A 19678-nucleotide genomic window follows, 5' to 3' on the forward strand; every position below is an offset into this window, starting at 1 on the left:
GGGGCGTCATATTGGAAAGCATGATCAAGCAGCTTCTCCCTGCCCTTCTGCTGTTTGCGCTGGCGCCGCTGGCGCAGGCCTTTCCATCCGATCAGATGTTCGAGAAGCTGAAGACGGCCGAGGATGAGGCGATCGCAGCCGATGTGGCTGACGACATCTGGGCCAGCTGGCTGGAATCCGGCTCCCCCAGCGCAGACCTCGTGATGCGCCGCGCCGCCGAAGCGCTGGCCTATGGTGAAACAGAGCTTGCGCGCGACCTGCTGGACCGGGTGATCCTGATGCGGCCAGACTTTGCCGAAGCCTGGCACCGGCGCGCCGGCATCTTCCTGTCCGAAGAAAACTATTCCGAAGCGCTGCGAGACCTGAACCAGGCCCTGGAGGCAGAACCCCGGCATTTCGGCGCTTGGCTGGGCCTCGGCTTTGTTCTCGAACAGCTCGGCGGGGAAGCCGAAGCGCTCGACAGTTACCGGGAGGCGCTGAAAATCTATCCGCTGATGCCCCAGGCAAAGGCGGCCGAGGCCCGCCTGACGCTGAAGGCCGAAGGCCTGGAGCTTTGAAACGCATGCTCATCGTTTCCCTCGTGGCCCTGTCGGGCCTGAGCCTTGGTGCTTGCGTGAGCAGCCTGGCGTATACCTCGAAGGTCGAAGCGGCCTATCCCGCCGAAGGCCAGCGCATCGGCGTGAACGGTCACGGTGTTCATGTGATGACACGCGGGCCGGAAACCGCGCCTGTTGTGCTGATGATCCACGGCGCCAGCGCCAACGCCCGTGAGTTCAGCGGTACGCTGGCCCCGCGCCTGGAGATGGACCTGCGCGTGCTGATGGCAGACCGGCCGGGGCATGGATATTCCGACCGCTTCAGCGGCGCCGAAAGCCTTGCCGCGCAGGCAGGCCAGATGGCCGGCGTACTGGAGCAGATGGCGCCGGGGCAAAAGGCCACCATCGTCGGGCATTCCTTCGGCGGCGCTGTTGCCCTCCGGCTCGCGCTCGACCGGCCAGACCTTGTCTCCAGCCTCGTGCTGCTTGCGCCGGTCACCCATGATTGGGGAGACGCCGAAGGCGGCACCGCTTGGTACAACTCTTTCGCCGCCGCCCCTGTAGTCGGCCCGGTCTTTTCCCAGCTGGCGCCGATTGCCGGGCCGGCGCAAATGAAAAGCGGCATTTCCGGTGTCTTCGCGCCGGCCCCCACTCCGCCCGACTATTTTGAGAATTCCGGCGTCGGACTTTTCCTTCGCCCGCCCAATTTCCGCGCCAATGCCCGCGATATGACCCGGCTGAAACAGCAACTGGCCGAACAGTCCCTGCGCTATGATGAGCTTGCCGTGCCCATCACCGTATTTTCCGGCAGCAAGGATACCGTTGTTTCACCAAAACTTCATACCGCCCGGCTCAAGAAGCAGGTTCCCCTCGAACTGGTGATCCTGCCGGACGAGGGACACATGCCCCATCATGGCGAAGGCGGCGCTGTTGCGGGTGCCATCCGGCGGCTGGCTTTTGGCCACCAGACCCGCTAAGAGCCTTCCCTTCGCCTCAGCCCGGAAAGGACGCCCCATGGCCGATGATGACAGCTTCGAGCTCACCAAGATCGACGAAACCACCCGGGAAAAGCTCCGCCAGACCGTCGCCAAGATCGAGCGTCTGGAAGAGGAGAAGAAGGAGGTCGCCGAGCAGATCAAGGAAGTCTATGCCGAGGCCAAGGCCATCGGCTTTGACACCAAGGCCCTGCGCCAGGTGATCCGCCTCCGGAAGATCGAACGCGCCGAGCGCGAGGAACAGGAAATGATCCTGGAAACCTATCTCATTGCTCTTGGCGAGGCCTGAGACCAGAGGGACAATTGCGGCAACGGGCAAATTCGTCTGATGTGATCGCATGGCCAGAGAAGTCGATGAGCGCAAGAAGCGCGCGGCGCTGAGAAAGCTGCGAAAAGCCGCGATGCTGGCCGAAAAGGGCCTCGGGCCGCCCTTGTCGGACTGGGAACGCGAATTTCTCGAAGAGGTCGAAGGCCGGATCGAGAAATTCGGCTCCGCCTTTGCCGACCCGATGAAGGGCGCCGAAGGCGAGGCGCTGTCGAGCCTGCAGCAGGCAAAACTGCGCGAGATCGACAAGAAAGCCCGCGGCAAGCCCAGCCGCGGCCTTCAGACCCGCAAGCCGATGGGCATGAAGCGCAAACCGCCCCTCCGCGCCCGCAGCCATGAGTCCGGGCCCGAGCCCGAAGAGACCCTGCCCGAGCCGCCCGCCAAGCCGAAACCCACCCTCGTGCCCGCCTCCAGCCTTCCCCCGCCGGAGCCCGGCAAGATCACACGCCTGCGCCAGGCAAAGCCCCGGCTGACCGTGATTGAGGGCGGGGCGAAAAAAACTGAAAACTGACCGCCGTTTCAAGCGTATAGTCAGGTATGACCGAGCTGACCGCCCCCGCCCTCGCCCGCACCCTGCTTGTTACCGGCGCCTCTACGGGCATTGGGGAAGCCTGCGCCCGTCACATGGCTGCCAAAGGCTGGACGGTGTTTGCCGGGGTGCGCAGCCAGAAGGATGCTGATGCCCTGAAACAGGACGCGGCCGGAGATCTGCGCCCGATCATTCTGGACGTGACCAGGCCCGAACAGGTGGACGCCGCCGTTGCCATGATCGGCGCGGCGCTCGGCACCCAGCGGCTCTCGGGCCTCCTCAACAATGCCGGCATCGCCAAGATGGGGCCGCTGGCAATCCAGCCGCTGGAAGATTTCGAGGCCCATTTCGCCGTCAATGTCTTCGGCCTGCTGCGCGTCACCCAGGCCTTCGTGCCGCTGCTCGGCGGCGACCCGGCCCGCAACGGCCCACCCGGCCGCATCGTCACCATCACCTCGGTCGGTGGCAGGATCGCCGCGCCGTTTCTGGGCGCCTACACCGCCACCAAACATGCCAATGAGGCGATGACCGATACGCTCCGCCGGGAACTGGCCGTCTATGGCATCGATGCCATCGCTGTGGGCCCGGGCTCCGTGCGCACGCCGATCTGGGACAAGGCCGAGAAGGACAATGAAAGCGGCCTCTATGCGGGCAGCGACTGGGCCGAGTCTCTGAAAGTGTTTGAAGAAACCATGCTGACGGGCGGCAAGACCGGCCTGCCGCCTGAGAAGATCGCCGAAGTGGTTGAACACGCACTCAGCAGCCCCAAGCCCAAGGCTCGCTACGCCCCGGTGCCCGACAAGCTCACCAACTTCACCATCGCCACCCGTCTCCCCAAACGCTGGCTCGATGCAGTGTTCATCAAGCGGTTCAAACTGCAGAAGAAACGCTGACCCTCCCCTCTCCCGCTTGCGGGCTTGTGAGGATCAGCAATCGCACTGCGATTGCCCGAACAAGGGGAATAGAATTTGACGCCCCCGTCATCTTTCTCCCTTGACGCCCCTCGCGGAAGGGTGCCGCATGTCTCCCAAAACCGGGAGGAATACATGGCAGATCTCAAGGGCAAGGTGGCGGTGATCACCGGCGCGGCAAGCGGCATCGGACTGGCCGGCGTGGAAACATTCATCGCCGCGGGCGCCAGGGTGATCGCGGGCGACATCCAGGACGAAAAAGGCAAGGCGCTGGAAACCCGGTTCGGCCGGGACAAGCTCCGCTTCGTCCATTGCGACGTGACCAATATGGACGAGCTTAAAGCCATCATGGACGCTGCCCCGGCCGCCTTCGGATCGCTCGACATCGTCTGGAACAATGCCGGCCATGGCGGCACGCCCACCTCGGTGGAGGAGCTGGACCTCGACGGCTACGACCAGACGATGAGCCTCCTGCTGAAGCAGGTGTTCGCGGGCACCAAATTCGCCATCCCCCACATGAAGGCCAAGGGCGGGGCGATCATCAACACCTCCTCGATCAGCGCCGTTTCAGCAGGCTATGCCCCCATCACCTATTCGGTGGCCAAGAAGGGCGTCGCCCACTTCTCCAAGCTCGCCGCCGCTGAACTCGCCAAGTACAAGATCCGCGTCAACGCCATCCTGCCGGGCTTCATCGCCACCTCGATCTTTGGCGCCTCGCTCGGCCTGCCGCGCGAAGTGGCCGACCAGATGGCCGAGATGCTCTCCCAGGCAGGGGGCAAGATGCAGCCCATCGGGCGCGTCGGCAAAGGCAGCGACATCGCCGAGATGGCAGCTTTCCTGGCGTCTGATGCGGCCGAGTTCATCACCGGTGGGGAATTCCTCGTCGATGGCGGCATGACCGTCGGCCCGCGCCACAGCTGGGACGAGACCGCCGCCAGCCCGGTTCTGGAAAGCCTCGGCATCAGCCCGGAACAGGCCGAGCAGATGCGGCTGGCACAGCAAGCTGCCGCTCAGTCCTGATCGGCAACCCGCAGCTGGGGCACGGCTTCCACCGCCTTGAGCAATTCCTCCAGGGTCGCCGCTTTCCGGAAGAGGCGGCCCTGATCATCGCCGAGGGCATAGCCGTCTTTCGTGCGCGTCAGCGGAAAGCGCCGCCAATGGGCCCGCGACCGATAGATCCACACCGTCTCGGGGGACTGGCCAACAGCGGCCCAACCGGTCCACATGTGGCCCGGTGGCAGGCTTCGCCAAAGCTGGTCAATCGCGTCGATATCTTCAGGTGAAAAGCGTAGCATGAACGGCAAGGCACCTTCTGGCTCAGAGGGATCTGTAAGTCGCCCCGGCCTCTCGGGCAATCTTCAGGGCGCATTGTGGATGCTGGTCTCAGGGGCCGGCTACACCCTGCATATTGCCCTCGCCAAGGAAATCACCGCCGACGCGCACCCGATTTTCCTGGCTTTCTGGCGCAGCTTCCTGGCGTTTGCGATTGCCATGCCATTCGTGTGGATCGGCGGCGTGAAGATCCACACCGCGCGCTTCGGGGCGCTGGTGACGCGCAGCCTGATCGGGTCGGCGGGGTTTGTATTCGGGCTGATTGCGATCTGGCCGATCTTCGGGTTGCCACTGGCGGAGTTCAATGCGCTGTCGTTTACGCGGCCGCTATTCGTGACGCTGCTGGCCATTGTGCTGCTGCATGAGAAGGTGGGGGTTCACCGGGGCGGGGCGGTCATCATCGGCTTTGCCGGCGTGCTGATCATGACGCTGGTGCCTGCCCTTCTGGGCAGCGACGGGGGCACGCATCTGAACCTGGGCGCGCTGTTTGCGCTTCTCTCTTCCCTCTGCTTTGCCTTCACCATCGTGCTGGTGAAATCGCTGACCGGGGTGCATGCGCCGCTGGCCCTGCTGGTATGGGCCAACATGCTGTCTTCCCTCATCATTTTGCCCTTTGCCCTGTTCTTCTGGAGCAGCCCGGACCTCACCGGCTGGGCCCTCATCTTCGCCATGGCCTTTGCCGGTTTCGTGGCCCAGTTCTGCTTCATCAAGGGCATGTCGGTGGGCGACGCCTCGTTCCTTTCCCCGCTCGACTATGTGCGCCTGCCGATGGGGGCGCTGGCGGACTGGGTGATGATCCGCCTGCTGCCGGGCCCCTTCGTCTGGCTGGGCGCGGGCATCATCATCACCTCGACCCTCTACATCACTTGGCGGGAACACAGGCTGAACCGGAAAAAACCGGCGCTGCCGCCAAAGCCCGTATAGGCCCGGACAAACAGGGCCAAAGCGGCGCCAGGGCCGGTCACGGCGTGGACAAATCCGGACACGTCCGGACAGATCATGGACAATTCCGGACAGTTTCGGACACATCTGCGCCACCCCCGGACGCCCCCGGACAAATTTCGTTTGTGAACGAATAACAGATCGTTTATTGTTCACCCCATCTCAGGGGAGGCCAGCATGGCGAAGGTTCTTGTCACGGGCGCAACCGGCTTCATCGCCGGACATGTCATCCACCAGCTGATCGAGGCGGGCCATGAGGTGACCGGTACGGCCCGTTCCGCTTCAAAGGGGGCCGCGCTCAGCCAGACGCTCAGCGCCTATGCCGGGCGCCCCGTCTCCATTCCCATCCGCGAGGCAGACCTTTCCTCCGACAAGGGATGGGCCGAGGCGGCCGAAGGGATGGACTACGTTCACCACATCGCCTCCCCCATTCCGGTGACCGTGCCGAAGAATGCCGACGAGCTGATCATCCCCGCCCGCGACGGGGCGCTGCGCGCGCTGAAAGCCGCCAGGGCCGCCGGCGTCAAACGCGTGGTGATGACCTCCTCGATGGCGGCCTGCGCCTATGGCTGGGGCGAGGCGCGGCCCAACCCGATCACCGAGGAGCACTGGTCTCAGGACAAGGGCGCGCCGGACATGACGCCCTATATCCGCTCCAAGCTCGTCGCCGAGCGGGCGGCCTGGGACTATGTGAAAGGCGAAGGCCAGGGGCTGGAGCTGACCACGATCAACCCCGCCCTGGTGCTCGGCCCGGTGATGAGCGGGGACTTTTCGGCTTCGGTTGAAATCCTCACCCAGCTGATGTCCGGCAAGCTGCCGGGCACGCCGAAGGTGGGCTTCGTGGTGGTGGATGTGCGCGATGTGGCCGCGGCCCATGTCGCCGCGATGACCAGCCCGGCGGCGGCGGGCGAACGCTTCCTTCTGGGCGACCGGTTCATGTGGTTTTCGGAAGTGGCCGCCACCCTCGCCCGCGAATTCCCGGCCTATGCCTCAAAACTTCCGTCCAGGGACATTCCCGCCTGGATGGTCCACCTCACCGCCCTCATCAACCCACCCGCCAAACAGCTCATCCCGGAACTGAACCGCGAACGCCACATCTCCAGCGAGAAGGCCCGCCGCGTGCTGGGCTGGACGCCGAGGAGCAGCGAAGAAGCGGTGATCGCGGGGGCGCAGAGTTTGGTGGCGTTTGGGGTGGTTTGAGGGGGCTTCAATTTAGTTCATCAGCTGCAATTTTTGATTTGATAAATTCAACCCAAAACACACCTTAAATTAACCGACTTCACAAAAGTCTCGACGACATCACAATTCGTTGCAACTGATAGAAAATGCCAAAAGTGAACCCCAATATCCTCATCTGGGCTCGCGAAACTGCTGGCTTCTCTGCCGAGGAGGCAGCGAAGAAGTTGGCAATATCCGAGGAACGCTTGCTCGCTTTTGAAGCTGGTGAATCCGAGCCGTCGCGTAAGCAGCTTGTGAACATGGCTGAAAGATATCGGAGACCACTTCTTACATTTTATATGAGCTCGCCGCCAAAACAGAAACAACTTGGACAAGACTTTAGAACTCTTCCTCTCGATCAACGTGAGGCAGCCCAGCCTATTCTCTCGACGCTTATTCGAGATGTTTATGCGCGCCAAAACTTAATCAAGTCTGCCCTAGAAGACGCAGACGAAGCAAGGGCGCTGCAGTTTGTCGGCTCTGCCCAAATGAAAATGGGGGTGGCCGAAGTTGCCAATTCTATTCGGCAAGTAATCCATTTTGATCGGGATAAATTCCGGGGCCAAAACTCCGTGAACGACGCCTTTGCAATGTTACGTGAAGGCGTGGAGGAGGCCGGGGTGTTTGTCCTTTTGATGGGCAACCTAGGGACACACCACACCGATATAGACGTCCGCGCATTTCGTGGGTTTGCATTGGCCGACCCCATTGCTCCGTTTGTGATTATTAATGAAAAGGACGCCAAGACAGCTTGGTCGTTTACACTGCTTCATGAATTGACCCACATTTGGCTCGGACAAACTGGAGTGAGCGGTTATGACGGCGAGGCTGAAGTAGAGAAGTTTTGTGATCAGGTCGCAGCACACATACTGCTAGATGCCGCTGAGTTGGCAACCATTCCGAGCGTTGTACGGAATGATTTTGATCTGCTAGTTGCCAATCTTTCGGATTTCGCAGAGCGCCGAAAAGTCAGCAGAAAAATGGTCGCCTTCAACCTTCTGTCTACAAACAGAATATCTAGAGATATGTATCAGAGGCTCATTCGCCAATTCGATCAAGATAGAGTTCAGGCCGCGAAGTCTAAGGAGAAATCTGGTTCTGGCCCAGACTACTATGTTGTGCGCAGACATCGAATGGGCGCCGGTCTTGTTAACACCGTTCGGCGAATGATTGCCGACGGAGCTATGACCACAAGCAAAGCAGGGACGGTATTAGGCGTTAAAACTACCGCGGTTCCTCGCCTCGTCGGCAATGGCGCCGGGTAGATACTGCTTATGGCTATCTTCCTTCTAGACGCTGACACACTAATCAAAGCAGATCGCACATATTATCCTCGCAAGCGATTTCCGATTTTTTGGGATTGGCTGCTGTCTCAAGGACAATCAGGGAAGATAAAAATTCCGGCTGAGCAGTATGAAGAGATTACAGCAGGCAGCGGCGATTTGGTCGATTGGTTGAAACAAAAAGAGGTCAGAACCGCACTTGAGTTTGACGAGGAAGTCGATCCAACGCTGGTAAATTCTATAATAGAAGGTGGATATGCAGTCGATCTTGATGAGTCTGAAATTCTAGAAATCGGTCGCGACCCGTTCTTGATAGCACATGCACTCAAAGCCCCCAAAAACCGGACTGTCGTTTCATTTGAAGTGTCAAAGCCATCAAAGAAAAGACAGAATAGAAAAGTTCCGGACGTTTGCCGTGATTTCAAAATTCGTTGCATCACGATTTTTGAAGTTCTTGAGGAACTCGATTTCACAACCGAATGGTCACCGTAACTCCAAATACTTAAATTACCCCCGCCCCCAATGCGGCGGCTTGATCACTTCCATCAATCGCTCCGGCGCCTTGAGCGGGGCGAAGCCGAGGTCTGCATAGACGCCGTGGGCGTCGGCGGTGCCGAGCATCCAGCGGCGGACGGTTTGCGTGTCCGGATGGGTCATCAGGGAGCGGACGAGATTGCGGCCAAGGCCCTTCCCGCGATGGGCGGGCACCACCATCACATCACACACCCAGGCGAAGACGGTGTAATCGGTCACCGCGCGGGCAAAGCCCGTCAGCGTGCCGGCTTCGTCCCGCGCGAGGGCGCAGAGGGAATGGGCGCAGGCGCGTTCCACCGTCTCGCGCGGAATGCCGGGCGACCAGTAGGCCGCCTGCAGGAGGGGGTGGAGCACGTCGATGTCTGCGGGTGTGGGCGGGGCGAGGGTGATCTTCATACGGCAGATATGCCTTGGCCGCGGGGGATTGGGAAGCGGCCTGCAAAGCCCCCTCGCCCTCTTCAGAGGGAGAGGGGGTTGGGGGTGAGGGTGGCGGCGCTAGCTTCAGCGAGCAAGTTTGGCGTTCCGGGCGGCCCCTCACCCCCAGCCCCTCTCCCCGCAAGCGGGGCGAGGGGAGCAGTCCGGGGAAGACCCTTACCGTCACTTCCCTTCCGTGCCCCGGCTCGTCCTTCGGCTTCGCTCAGGATGAGCCGTTCGGGAGGCCGGCCTTCGCGGCAGGCCCTCACCCCCGGCCCCTCTCCGATGGAATGGGAGAGGGGGGTTAGCCCTCCCCTGCCGTACCCGGCGTGGTGAGATTGTCATGCAGCGCGCGGATGCGGGCGTTGAGGTCGCGCAGGTCGTCTGCGGACATTCCGGCCTTCTCCACCAGGTTTGTGCCGACGCAGCCTGCCTGCAGCTGCATCGCGCGGCCCTGATCGGTGAGGCTGATCAGAACCTGACGCTCGTCCTGCGGGTTGCGCAGGCGGGTGAGGTGGCCGGCGGCCTCCAGGCGCTTGAGCAGCGGGGTCAGCGTGCTGGGCTCCAGCTCCAGCTGGCCGGAGAGCTCGCTGACCGACTGATTGTCACGATCCCAGAGTAGGTTGAGCACCAGATACTGAAGGTAGGTGATCCCAAGTTCGTCAAGCACGACCTTGTGAACGCGCTGGATGGCCAGGTTGGTGGCATAGATCGTGCGGCAGATATGCTCGCTGAGCGGCGGGGGCAGCGGCGGGTTGGCGGCGGTCAGCTTGGGCATGTCATATTCCTTTGGTGCGCGGGGGCAGAAGGGACCCTTATCGCGAAATTACCTATCGCGATAAAAATAATGCTTGACGCCGAAATGGCAATCTCCTATCTGATGTTTATCGCGATAAGGGTTATCGCAAAAAACAACTGGAGCCCCTCATGATGAAGTCCCTTCTGTCTGCCGTTGCCCTTTCCACCCTGGCCGCTGGCCAGATTTCCGCCGCCGACCCTGCCCCCAAAACCCCTGCCCAAGGAGAAATTCAGATGTCCATGATCACCACCAAAGACGGTACCCAGCTCTTCTACAAGGACTGGGGCCCGAAAGACGCCCAACCCATCGTGTTCCACCATGGCTGGCCGCTGACGGCCGATGACTGGGACAGCCAGATGCTGTTCTTCCTGTCGGAAGGCTACCGCGTTGTCGCCTTTGACCGCCGCGGCCAGGGCCGCTCCACCCAGACCGATATCGGCCATGACATGGACACGTTCGCCTCTGACACGGCCGATCTTGTCGCCGCGCTGGACCTGAAGAACGCCGTCCATATCGGCCACTCCACCGGCGGGGGCGTTGTTGCCCGCTATGTGGCGCAGGCTGAGCCGGGGCGCGTGTCGAAAGCCGTGCTGATCGGCGCGATCACGCCGGTTCTCGGCAAGATCGAGAGCAACCCGACCGGCGTGCCGCTGGAAGTGTTTGAAGGCTTCAAGGTGGCCCTTGCCAAGAACCGCGCCGAATTCTACCGCGAAATTCCCTCGGGGCCGTTCTATGGCTTCAACCGGGAAGGCGCCGAAGTCAGCGAAGGCCTCATCCAGAACTGGTGGCGCCAGGGCATGATCGGCAGCGCCAAGGCCCAGCTCGACACGATCACGGCCTTTGCCGAGACCGACTTCACCGAAGACCTGAAGGCAATCAAGGTGCCGGTACTGGTGATGCATGGCGGGGATGACCAGATCGTCCCGGTCGATGAAACTGCCCGCCGCGCCGCCGCCCTGCTGCCGAACGGCACGCTGAAGGTCTATGACGGCCTCTCGCATGGCCTCTTTGCGACGCATCCGGACGTGATCAACGCCGACCTGCTGGCCTTCATCGAAGGCTAACGGCCTGCCTCAAAAAAGACCCGGGCCGCCCTTCCCAAGGCGGCCCGGGTTTTTTGCTGCTGAGGGGTCAGAAATCGTAGGCGATGCCCTTGCGTTCCCAGTCGCCATAGCGGGTGGGTTCGATGGTTTTCGGGCCGCCGATCTCGTCTGCCGGGAGGGCGGCCTCGGCCCGTTTGCGGGCGTCGGCTTCTTCCAGCGCGCGGCGGGCCGCTTCGGGCAGGCCCGCGCGGCGGGCGATCTCTTCTTCGGGCAGATCATTGCTCATTTGAAATCTTTCCCAGACGTTCACCCTTTCCCATATAGGGCTGCAGACACGAATTGCGCAAAGGCGCGCAGGCTTCGTTCTTGTTGATGAGGAGCACCCCACCGATGGGCACGGCCAAGACATTCATCCTTCTCGCCGCCATGACGGCCATTTTCATGGCGATCGGCTTTCTTGTGGGCGGCACGGGCGGCATGATTGTCGCCTTTGTGGTGGCCGCCGGCATGAACGTGTTTGCCTGGTGGAATTCCGACAAGATGGTGCTGCGGATGCAGGGGGCACAGGAAGTGCTGCCCGATACGCGCAACCCGATGCTGCGCGCCTTTGGTGAGGATGTGGCGCGCCTGGCGGAGAATGCCGGCCTGCCTGCCCCGCGCATCTACATCATCGACACGCCCCAACCCAACGCCTTCGCCACGGGCCGCAACCCGCAGAACGCCGCCGTTGCCGCCACGACGGGCCTGCTCAACATGCTCAACCGCGAGGAAGTGGCCGGGGTGATGGCGCATGAGCTGGCCCATGTGCAGAACCGCGACACGCTGACGATGACGGTGACCGCCACGCTCGCCGGGGCCATCGGCATGCTGGCGAACTTTGCCCTCTTCTTCGGGCGCGAGCGGACGGGGCTGATCGGCGCCATCGCCGTCATGATCTTTGCGCCGATGGCAGCAGGCCTGGTGCAGATGGCGATCAGCCGCTCGCGGGAATATGTGGCTGACAAGCGCGGCGCGGAGATTTGCGGCAACCCGCTCTGGCTCGCCTCGGCGCTGGAGAAGATCGAGCGCGGCGCCCGCGCCCAGATCAATCCCTATGCGGAGCGTAACCCCGCCATGGCGCACATGTATATCTCCAACCCCCTCAACGGACGCGGGGCAGACAACCTCTTCTCCACCCACCCGTCGACCGCCAACCGCGTCGAAGCCCTCCGCCGCATGGCCGGCGAAATGGGCCTCTCGGCGGCGCCTGCCCCGGCGGCGCGGTCAAGCGGGCCGTGGGGGTAAGCGAAAGCAGGCAATGGCTGGCGCTGCCCGCCTCGCCCGGTTACGGGGGAGGATGACAACCTCTATCGGAGAGCCCTGATTTGAGCGGCGCGCATATCCGGCTGGCCGCAGGCCGCCTTCTCAATCTTGTGCTCGACAAGCGGCGCACGCTGGATGACGCCATGGCGGCAGACGACGCCTTCAATGCGCTGGACGGCTCAGACCGCGCCTTTGCGCGCGCCATCGCTTCCAGCGCGCTGCGCCATCTTGGCTGGATCGACCGGGGCGTCTCGCCTTTCCTCTCCCGGCCCTTGAGCGCGACGGGCGCGGAAATCCGCGCGCTGATCCGGGCCGGCGCGGCGCAGATCTGGTTCATGGATGTGGCGCCTCATGCCGCCGTATCCGAAACGGTGGAGGCTGCCCGGCTCTGGTCACCGGCCCGTTCGGGCGGCGGCTTTGTCAACGCCGCCCTGCGCCGGGTCAGCGAAACCGGCAGCCCCGCCCGCACCATCAGCCCCCTGGCCCTCTGGCCGGACTGGCTGGCCAGCCGCCTCGGCTCTGCCTATGGCCGCCAGACGGCCGAAGCGCTCGCCCTGGCCCAGCTGGAAGAACCCGGCCTCCACCTCTCTCCCAAGGGGGACGGCGCCCGCGTGGCCGAGGCGACCGGCGGCACGCTGCTGCCCGATGGGGCCATCGACATCATCAGCGGCGCGGTGGAAACCCTGCCGGGCTATGCCGCTGGCGACTGGTGGGTGCAGGACGCGGCCGCGCGCATTCCGGCAAAGCTGCTGGCTCCCCAGCCAGGCGAGCGGATCCTGGATCTTTGCGCCGCGCCGGGCGGCAAGACGCTGCAGCTCGCCGCCGCCGGGGCCGAGGTGACCGCGCTGGACCGCTCCCGCCCCCGGCTTGAACGGCTGAAGGAAAACCTTGCCCGCACGGGGCTTCACGCGGAAGTGATCGTGGGCGATGGCGAGGCCTGGGAAGCGCCCGCCCCCTTCCCGAAGCTCCTGCTCGACGCGCCCTGCTCGGCGCTCGGCACGCTGCGCCGCCATCCCGAAGGCGCGTGGATCAAGACCGAAGAAGATGTGACCCGCTTTCCCGCCGTGCAGGCGCGCCTGCTGGCGGCGGCCACCGGGATGCTCGCCCCCGGCGGCACGCTGGTTTACTGCGTCTGCACGCCCCTTCCGGCCGAAGGGGTGGAGATTGTCGAAGCGGCCATATCGAAAGGTCCGCTGAAACGGGCGCCGGTGCAGGCCAGCGAGATTCCGGGTTTTGAGGCCTGCCTGACACCGGCCGGTGACGTGCTGACCCTGCCCTCGGCCGGGCGCCAGTATGACGCCTTCTACATTGCCCGGCTGACCCGGCCGGATTGAACCGGCTGGCAACCTTTCCAAACTGTAATTGTTTGCTGAACGGAAATCTGTAACACAGTTCATATCTCATTCAGCAGCGACTGCGGTATAACCAGCCCCATCGCAGGTATGCAGTGCGAAAGGAATAAACACATGACTATGGCGATTACCCAACGGGCAAAGCCCCTCAAAATGGCTGCAGGCGCTCTTGCGGCTCTGACCATGGTGCTGGCCGGTTGCGCCAGCACGTACAACTCCAGCCGGGTGACCCCCGGTTCGGTCGGCCAGGCCTCGACGGTCTATACCGGCTATGTCCAGTCGGTGCGCGAAGTGACCATCAAATCCGACCGTTCGCTGATCGGCGCGGCTACCGGCGCCGTGCTCGGCGGTCTGGCAGGCTCTGAACTCGGCGGCGGCGACAAGGCCCAGACGGCCGGCGCCATCGGCGGCGCAGTTGTCGGCGGTATCGCCGGTAACGAGGCCGGCAAGGCCATCGGCACCAAGCGCGGCTATGCCTACACCGTTCGCTTCGACAATGGCGAAGTGCGCGAGATCGTGCAGGGCGCTGACATCTACATCCAGCCGGGCACCCCGGTGAACGCCATTGCCGGCGCGGATGGCTGGCGGATCGTTCCCCGCTAAGCCCCGCACCCAAGCGGAACCCTCCCCGACAGCCGGCTGCCCAGCGTAGCCGGCTGTTTCGCATTTGACCCCCGCAGACCGCGACAAAACACGGCCTTTGCGCGAAAGGCCGTTTCCCAATTGGGGAATCCGCTTTAGGGAGGGGACATGAAACCCGTCCTGATTTCCCCTTCGATCCTTTCTGCGGACTTTGCCAAGCTGGGCGAGGAAATCCGCGCCATTGATGCAGCCGGCGCCGACATGATCCATGTCGATGTGATGGATGGCCATTTCGTGCCCAACCTCACCTTCGGCCCGCCGGTGATCGAGAAGCTGCGCCCGCATACGAAGAAGCTGTTCGACGTGCATCTGATGATCGCGCCGGTGGACCCCTTCATCGAGGACTTCGCCAGGGCGGGCGCCGACATCCTCACCGTCCATCCGGAAGCCGGGCCGCACCTGCACCGCACGCTCCAGTCGATCCGCGCCGCCGGCATGCGCCCCGGCGTGGCGCTCAACCCCGGCACGCCTGCCAGCGTGATCGAGCCGGTGATCGGCGACATTGATCTGGTGCTCGTGATGTCGGTAAACCCCGGCTTTGGCGGGCAGAGCTTCATCGAAAGCCAATTGAAGAAGGTCGAGCAGCTGCGCCGCATGATTGATGCGTCGGGCCGCGACATCATTCTGGAGATCGACGGCGGCCTGAACGCCGAAACCGCACCGCGCGCCATTGCTGCGGGTGTCACAGCCATTGTCGCCGGGTCTGCCGTATTCAAGGGCGGGCCGGAGGCATATGCTGCAAACATCCGGGCACTGAGGCCGCAGGTAAACGCCTGATCGCATAGTCCGGGGACGGGTCTGAAGTCTTGGCCGAGAGCGATTCTGATTTCCACACCGACCGCACGCGCACCAGCAGCGATGATGCTGCCCTGTGGCGCCGCTTCCGGGGTGTTGTCGGCGATGACGCGAAAGTCTCCACACTGCAGAAGCTGAAGCTGACCGGCCACGGGCCGGATGGTTTCTCAATGCACATCTCAAACCTTCTGCCCCCGGACGACCGGCGCGGCGAAGCGCTGATGGCCGGCATCTGGCGCATCGGCCAGCAGCGCATGGCGATGGCCAGCGGCGAGCCGCCCTGGAGCCTTGAAATGCCGTCCCGCCATTTCGCAGACCGGGTACACCGGTTCGGCTGGCTGCCCGATCTCTTCGCGCGCGGAGAGGAGGGCGCCGCCCTCGCCCGCCGCCTCACCGATGACTGGATCGAGCGTTTCGGCAAGTTCAATGGCTTTGCCTGGCGCATCGAGCCGACCGCGAGCCGCGTCTGGAACTGGATGCGCTGCGGTCCGGCCCTGTTCGAAACGGGCAGCGCGGAAGACCGCAGCCAGCGGATCGACGCCCTCTCCCGCCAGCTGCGCTATCTCGCCGAGGTGATCGACACCGCGCATGATCCCAAATCGCGCTGGATGGCGGCGGTCAGCCTGATCGCCCATTCCCTCTGCCTGCGGAAGGGCGCGGGCCTCAGCGAAGCGCTCGCGCGCCTGGAAGGCGAAGTCACCGCGCAGATCCTGCCCGATGGCGGCCATGTCACCCGCAGCCCGGCCCACACCCTCTCCTCCCTGCTCCATCTGCAGACGGTGGAAGACGCCCTCATCCGCGCCCAGCGCCCGGTGCCTGACTGGATCACCAAATGGACCCCGCGCATGGGCGCGATGCTCGCCTTCTTCCGCGCAGGCGACGGCGCGCTTGATACGTTCAATGATGGCGACGAGAGCCGCGCCGAAGTGGTCGAAGCCGTGCTCTCGCGCCTGGAGGCGCCGCCGCGCCGTTTCCTGTTCGCGCCGAAATCCGGATTCCAGAAGATCGAGCGCGGCAGCCTCCGCTTTGTGCTCGATTGCGGCGAGGCCCCGCCCCGTCCGTTTGCGGAACATGCCCGCGCCGGCGCGCTCGGCTTTGAATTCTCCGACGGCCCGGCCCGCATCATCACCTCGTGTGGCTATTCCTCCGAAGTGAATGTCGACTGGCAGGCCGCCGTGCGCCGCACCAGCGCCCACTCCACGCTGATCCTCGCCGGCCGCGACAGCTCCGCCTTCGTCCTCAACGAGGAAACGCGGATGCGCGCCGTCACCGGCCCGGAAGGCATCGCCGCCAAGCGCCTGGAGGAGGCGAGCGAAATCTGGCTCGATGCCCAGCATGCCGGCTACAAGGCCTCCCACGGCCTCCTCCACCGCCGCCGCATCTTCGTCTCCGGCGCAGGCGACCGGCTGACCGGCGAGGACTCCCTCGTCCGCCCCGTTGCCCAGCCAATGAGCGACGACAAGAAGGGCGTGCCCTTCGAAATCCGCTTCCACCTCCACCCCACCATCACCGCCCATATGGGCCGCGATGCCATCCGCCTTGTCAGCGAGACGGGCGCGGTCTGGCGCTTCAAGACCAGCCATGAGGGCGCGCGCCTCGAACGCACCGCCTATCTCGCCCGCGGCGTGGTGGAGACGCCCGAACAGATCGTCCTCTCGGGCTTTGCTGACCCCAATGGCGATGGCAGCCAGCCGCCCAACTGCATCCGCTGGGCCTTCATCCGGGAAACGGCGTCTTGACGCCGCCTGAGGGGGTGCTAGGCCGCGCGCAGCTTTCCCAACGCCTCTGAAGGAGCAGCCCATATGTCCGGCGCCCCCGTCACCCTCCGCCGCGCGCTTATCTCCGTGTCCGACAAGACCGGCCTGATCGACCAGGCCAGGCGCCTCGCCGCCCTCGGCGTCGAGCTTGTCTCCACCGGCGGCACGTCGAAAGCGCTCAAAGACGCCGGCCTCGCGGTGAAAGACGTCTCCGACCTCACCGGCTTCCCCGAAATGATGGACGGCCGCGTCAAGACGCTCCATCCCGCTGTGCATGGCGGCCTCCTCTACCTGCGCGACAACCCCTCCCACGTCAAAGACGCCGAAACCCACGGCATCGGCGCCATCGACCTCATCTACGTCAACCTCTACCCCTTCGAGGCGACCGTCGCCTCGGGCGCAGATTTTGAAACCTGCATCGAGAATATCGACATCGGCGGCCCCGCCATGCTGCGCGCCGCCGCCAAGAACGGCGCCTTCGTCGCCGTCTGCACCGATGGCGGGGATGTCGACGCTGTCCTTGCGCAGGCCGAGGCCACCGGCGCGGTCTCCCCCGCCCTCCTCCGCAAGCTGGCCGCCAAGACCTATGCCCGCACCGCCGCCTATGACGCGGCCATCTCCGGCTGGTATGCCAAGCAGATCGGCGAGGACGCGCCGGACTGGGCCGCCATCGGCGGGCGCCTCCAGCAATCCCTGCGCTATGGCGAAAACCCCCACCAGAAAGCCGCCTTCTACGTTACCGGCGAGAAGCGCCCCGGCGTCGCCACCGCGCGCCAACTTCAGGGCAAGGAGCTTTCCTACAACAACATCAACGACACCGACGCCGCCTATGAGCTGATCGGCGAACTGGGCGCGGAAAAACCCGCCGTCGCCATCATCAAGCACGCAAACCCCTGCGGCGTGGCCCTTGGCCCGAACATCATCGAAGCCTACAAGGCCGCCCTCGCCTGCGACCCGACCTCCGCCTTTGGCGGCATCGTGGCCCTCAACCGCCCTCTGGACGAGGAAACCGCAAAAGTCATCACCGAGATCTTCACCGAAGTCGTCATCGCGCCGAGCGCGGACGCGGCGGCTGAAGCGGTCTTCGCGAAAAAGAAAAACCTCCGCCTCCTGATCACCGACGGCCTGCCCGACCCCGCCGCAGGCGGCATCTTCGCCAAGACCGTCGCCGGCGGCTTCCTCCTGCAGGACCGGGACGCCGGCCGCATCCATCTCGACGACCTCGAAGTCGTCACCAAGCGCGCGCCCACCCCGCAGGAACTCGAAGACATGCTGTTTGCCTGGCGCGTCGCCAAGCATGTGAAATCCAACACCATCGTCTACGCGAAAGACGGCGTCACCGCCGGCATCGGCGCAGGGCAAATGAGCCGCATCGACTCTGCCCGCATCGCCGCCCGCAAGGCGCAGGACGCTATGGAGGCCGCCGGCTGGGCAGAGCCGCGCACCAAAGGCTGCGTCGCCGCCTCCGACGCCTTCTTTCCGTTCCCGGACGGTCTCTTGCAAGCCGCCAGCGCCGGCGCCACCGCCGTCATCCAACCCGGCGGCTCAATCCGCGATGATGAGGTGATCGCCGCAGCGGACGAAGCGGGGCTCGCGATGGTGTTCACGGGAATGCGGCACTTCCGGCATTGAGGGACTATTGTCCTTGCGAGGGAGTCGGCCTGGAAAATCTTACGATTTCCGGCGGATTTTTTCCATCCACCTCATCGATAATCGATTGGTGGCCGCTTCTATGCCAATCCCTTATATAACTGCCCCAAATGCCCATTTCTGCGAAAAGATCTGCAGCTTCTTCTTCGGTAGTTACCTGCTTTGATCGCACCGCGTATTCGATCATGGCTAAGCCAATTTGTTTTGCAGCATCCTCTTTGGCTTCGTAGAAGAGCTTTTCCATTGGCCATAGCTCCCGCGCTTTCGTTGCCGGAGCGCAATAATGCATGCTGTTGGAGTCAAATAGGAAAACTCTTCGAGCCAAGTCTGTCTTCATTTGTGAAGAGAGCCCCGGTTGATCAATTACAAAAATGGGAGACGCATACTCCTCGCCTTCAATGACGATCGTGGTGTTTTGAAATTTTATCCAGTTGTCATCGTAAACTAGGCTAAATAGGCATTGTCCAGGATGCGTAAAGACGACCACGCCATTGTCAGTCTCGTTGCGCTCTGCGGTCTTCATATCCGGAGGTCCAGAGAAACCGTAAGAAATCGACGTTTGCGGACCAACGCTGTTGGTCGAGAAAACCGTGCCCCGGGCATGAGGGGCTGTGGGGGCATAATTGGTACAACCGGCCAACCCGCAATAGGCGCCAATTGCCGTAATCCTAAGCAGTACGATCATGGAAAACTTGCATCCCCACCACATTCCGTCTTGTTCCCCGCCATTGGTCGACCGTCTTTCATTGAAGCTAACTCCGACAAACAACTCGAGGCAAGCGTAGTCAATCGAACGGCGTTTAGCCAAGTCTGGATATACAAATGAACAAGCGTAGGGTGGGTTGAGGCGTAGCCGATACCCATCGGGCTGCGGCGCGGAGGAATGCGAGGTGGTGGGTATCGACCCGCTTTCGCGGGCCTCAACCCACCCTACGGGTACGGAGCAAGGCCGCCCCTTTCCTCTTTGCTTTGAGCAGCCCCACCCCACCCCTCCCCATGACTATGGGGAGGGGAGGGGTGGGGTGGGGTGGGGCTCAGCGGGGACAAGCACGCCCCCTATCCCCCAATCTTCCCCCGTCATCCCGGAAATCGCGCAGCGATTATCCGGGCCCCAGAATCCCCCGTGTCATCCCGGCCAAGGCCGCGCAGCGGCCGCAGAGCCGGGACCTTCTCTCCGCTCTTGTTCCACCTCCAGCAGGTCCCGGATCGGCCCTCCGGGCCGTCCGGGATGACACGGAAAATGAAAAACTTATCCGCCCGGGTCCCTCCCTCGCGCAAACTCACGCCTATCCTCCCCACAGGAGCCGCGCCGGTACCGT

The 19678-nt window shown here is 63.4% G+C and carries 22 protein-coding genes; 17 read left to right on the forward strand and 5 right to left on the reverse strand.

Annotated elements, in window-relative coordinates; all coding sequences use genetic code 11:
- Window positions 1-20: 20 nt before the first annotated feature.
- The 6 genes from C0456_RS15840 (at window position 21) to C0456_RS15865 (ending at window position 4316) form a co-directional block, all read left to right on the forward strand.
- A complete protein-coding gene (locus tag C0456_RS15840) occupies window positions 21-557 on the forward strand; it encodes a tetratricopeptide repeat protein (RefSeq protein ID WP_291054082.1) in 537 nt (178 codons plus the stop codon).
- Between the two features lie 5 nt (window positions 558-562).
- Window positions 563-1513, forward strand: a complete 951-nt coding sequence (locus C0456_RS15845; RefSeq protein ID WP_291054084.1) for an alpha/beta hydrolase — start codon at window positions 563-565, stop codon at window positions 1511-1513.
- A gap of 37 nt (window positions 1514-1550) precedes the next feature.
- On the forward strand, window positions 1551-1820 hold the full coding sequence (locus C0456_RS15850; RefSeq protein WP_213269180.1) for a DUF2312 domain-containing protein: 270 nt from the start codon (window positions 1551-1553) through the stop codon (window positions 1818-1820).
- Window positions 1821-1869: 49 nt separating this feature from the next.
- A complete protein-coding gene (locus C0456_RS15855; RefSeq protein WP_291054086.1) occupies window positions 1870-2367 on the forward strand; it encodes a hypothetical protein in 498 nt (165 codons plus the stop codon).
- A gap of 26 nt (window positions 2368-2393) precedes the next feature.
- A complete protein-coding gene (locus C0456_RS15860; protein ID WP_291054088.1) occupies window positions 2394-3278 on the forward strand; it encodes an SDR family oxidoreductase in 885 nt (294 codons plus the stop codon).
- A gap of 153 nt (window positions 3279-3431) precedes the next feature.
- A complete protein-coding gene (locus C0456_RS15865; protein WP_291054090.1) occupies window positions 3432-4316 on the forward strand; it encodes an SDR family oxidoreductase in 885 nt (294 codons plus the stop codon).
- Here C0456_RS15865 and C0456_RS15870 read toward each other — a convergent pair.
- Window positions 4307-4591, reverse strand: coding sequence for a hypothetical protein (locus C0456_RS15870; RefSeq protein ID WP_291054092.1), 285 nt, complete (start codon window positions 4589-4591; stop codon window positions 4307-4309). The genes C0456_RS15865 and C0456_RS15870 overlap by 10 nt on opposite strands.
- Here C0456_RS15870 and C0456_RS15875 point away from each other — a divergent pair.
- The 4 genes from C0456_RS15875 to C0456_RS15890 all read left to right on the forward strand — a co-directional run bounded on the left by C0456_RS15875 (window position 4590) and on the right by C0456_RS15890 (window position 8563).
- On the forward strand, window positions 4590-5552 hold the full coding sequence (locus tag C0456_RS15875; protein ID WP_367179291.1) for a DMT family transporter: 963 nt from the start codon (window positions 4590-4592) through the stop codon (window positions 5550-5552). The genes C0456_RS15870 and C0456_RS15875 overlap by 2 nt on opposite strands.
- 195 nt (window positions 5553-5747) lie before the next feature.
- Window positions 5748-6770 carry an NAD-dependent epimerase/dehydratase family protein gene (locus C0456_RS15880; protein ID WP_291054096.1) on the forward strand — a complete coding sequence of 341 codons (1023 nt, stop codon included), beginning with the start codon at window positions 5748-5750 and terminating at the stop codon, window positions 6768-6770.
- Window positions 6771-6895: 125 nt separating this feature from the next.
- Entirely contained in the window at window positions 6896-8053 is a 1158-nt protein-coding gene (locus tag C0456_RS15885; RefSeq protein ID WP_291054098.1) for an XRE family transcriptional regulator, read from the forward strand.
- Between the two features lie 9 nt (window positions 8054-8062).
- On the forward strand, window positions 8063-8563 hold the full coding sequence (locus C0456_RS15890) for a DUF4411 family protein (protein WP_291054100.1): 501 nt from the start codon (window positions 8063-8065) through the stop codon (window positions 8561-8563).
- 15 nt (window positions 8564-8578) lie between these two features.
- Here the strand turns inward: C0456_RS15890 and C0456_RS15895 are convergent, their stop codons facing one another.
- Window positions 8579-9001 (reverse strand): GNAT family N-acetyltransferase, encoded by a 423-nt coding sequence (locus C0456_RS15895; RefSeq protein ID WP_291054102.1) that lies wholly within the window; start codon window positions 8999-9001, stop codon window positions 8579-8581.
- Between the two features lie 322 nt (window positions 9002-9323).
- The gene (locus C0456_RS15900; RefSeq protein WP_291054104.1) at window positions 9324-9797 is read right to left on the reverse strand and encodes a MarR family transcriptional regulator; all 474 of its coding nucleotides are present in this window, start codon (window positions 9795-9797) and stop codon (window positions 9324-9326) included.
- 254 nt (window positions 9798-10051) lie between these two features.
- On the opposite strand from C0456_RS15900, the gene C0456_RS15905 reads away from it, so the two are divergent.
- A complete protein-coding gene (locus C0456_RS15905; protein ID WP_367179294.1) occupies window positions 10052-10882 on the forward strand; it encodes an alpha/beta fold hydrolase in 831 nt (276 codons plus the stop codon).
- A 67-nt stretch (window positions 10883-10949) separates the two neighbouring features.
- On the opposite strand, the gene C0456_RS15910 is transcribed toward C0456_RS15905, so the two are convergent.
- Window positions 10950-11147, reverse strand: a complete 198-nt coding sequence (locus C0456_RS15910) for a DUF1674 domain-containing protein (RefSeq protein ID WP_291054108.1) — start codon at window positions 11145-11147, stop codon at window positions 10950-10952.
- Window positions 11148-11251: 104 nt separating this feature from the next.
- Here C0456_RS15910 and htpX point away from each other — a divergent pair, with 104 nt between their 5' ends.
- The 6 genes from htpX (at window position 11252) to purH (ending at window position 18341) form a co-directional block, all read left to right on the forward strand.
- Window positions 11252-12145 (forward strand): zinc metalloprotease HtpX, encoded by an 894-nt coding sequence (htpX, locus tag C0456_RS15915; RefSeq protein ID WP_291054110.1) that lies wholly within the window; start codon window positions 11252-11254, stop codon window positions 12143-12145.
- A gap of 80 nt (window positions 12146-12225) precedes the next feature.
- The gene (locus C0456_RS15920) at window positions 12226-13497 is read left to right on the forward strand and encodes a transcription antitermination factor NusB (RefSeq protein ID WP_291054112.1); all 1272 of its coding nucleotides are present in this window, start codon (window positions 12226-12228) and stop codon (window positions 13495-13497) included.
- 171 nt (window positions 13498-13668) lie between these two features.
- Window positions 13669-14118 (forward strand): glycine zipper 2TM domain-containing protein, encoded by a 450-nt coding sequence (locus C0456_RS15925; RefSeq protein WP_291054114.1) that lies wholly within the window; start codon window positions 13669-13671, stop codon window positions 14116-14118.
- A gap of 147 nt (window positions 14119-14265) precedes the next feature.
- On the forward strand, window positions 14266-14934 hold the full coding sequence (gene rpe / locus C0456_RS15930) for a ribulose-phosphate 3-epimerase (RefSeq protein ID WP_291054116.1): 669 nt from the start codon (window positions 14266-14268) through the stop codon (window positions 14932-14934).
- A 29-nt stretch (window positions 14935-14963) separates the two neighbouring features.
- Entirely contained in the window at window positions 14964-16691 is a 1728-nt protein-coding gene (locus C0456_RS15935) for a heparinase II/III family protein (protein ID WP_291054118.1), read from the forward strand.
- Window positions 16692-16754: 63 nt separating this feature from the next.
- Window positions 16755-18341 (forward strand): bifunctional phosphoribosylaminoimidazolecarboxamide formyltransferase/IMP cyclohydrolase, encoded by a 1587-nt coding sequence (purH, locus tag C0456_RS15940; protein ID WP_291054120.1) that lies wholly within the window; start codon window positions 16755-16757, stop codon window positions 18339-18341.
- A 4-nt stretch (window positions 18342-18345) separates the two neighbouring features.
- Here the strand turns inward: purH and C0456_RS15945 are convergent, their stop codons facing one another.
- Window positions 18346-19044: a hypothetical protein gene (locus C0456_RS15945; RefSeq protein ID WP_291054122.1), complete on the reverse strand. Its 699-nt coding sequence runs from the start codon at window positions 19042-19044 to the stop codon at window positions 18346-18348.
- Window positions 19045-19678: the final 634 nt, after the last annotated feature.

Origin of the sequence: Hyphomonas sp., assembly GCF_013823385.1 — a bacterium.
GTDB lineage: Bacteria > Pseudomonadota > Alphaproteobacteria > Caulobacterales > Hyphomonadaceae > Hyphomonas.